The following is a 727-nucleotide window of genomic DNA, read 5'->3' as shown; positions in this document are numbered from 1 at the left end:
CGCGAGCGGGGCCGTGCGCTGGGAGACGTGGAGACGGGCCGCCGCGCCAAGGACGTCGGAGAGCTGAGCGCCCGGCACCCGCGGCACGAGGGCCTCCGGGCGAACGCCGAGGAGGCCGGCGGAAGGCTCCGCGAAATGCGGGGCGCCTGGGCGGGCAGCACGGCACTGGACCTGGGCGACAAGAGCGGAGACCTGCTGTCGGGAGGTGCCTACGGCAGAAGGAAGGACCACATGCGGACGGGAGACGGGTGAGGGAGCGGAGCGGAAGGCAGGAGCGGCGCGGGAGCGGGAACCGGCCCACGGCGCGGAGCTCGCGCGGCAGACGCGGACGGCAGGCAGAGCAGAGACAGCGCGAGCCGAGGAAGCAGCGGCACAGGAGGCGAGATCGGTGCAGGAGCCGGAACCGGCCCACGGCGCGGACTCCGCACGGAGGTCGGGAGCGGCACACGACACGGCCTCCGCGCGGCAGTCGGACACGGCGCGGCAATCAGGCATGACGCGGGAACCGGATGCGGCGCGGCAGCCGGGTCCGGCCCGGGAAACGGGACCCGCCCGGGAAACGGGACCCGTGCACAAGACCGGACCGGCCCCCGTTCCTCCTCCCGCTCCCTCACCCGCTCCGGAGGACCGCCGCCCGCCCGCGGCCGGGCCCGAGCGACCGCCCGGTCCACGCCGCCCCATCGTCCGCAGGCGACCCCGCGATCACGTACGGCCCCGCCCCGCCCGG

The 727-nt window shown here is 76.6% G+C and carries 1 pseudogene; it reads left to right on the top strand.

The window, feature by feature from the left end:
- Nucleotides 1-252: pseudogene (locus tag SSBG_RS17780) on the top strand (hypothetical protein); the annotation flags it as partial.
- Between the last annotated feature and the right edge of the window lie 475 nt (nt 253-727).

It is taken from the genome of Streptomyces sp. SPB074 (genome assembly GCF_000154905.1).
In the GTDB taxonomy this organism is placed as follows: Bacteria; Actinomycetota; Actinomycetes; order Streptomycetales; family Streptomycetaceae; genus Streptomyces.
This window is presented reverse-complemented; position numbering and strand designations above follow the sequence as displayed.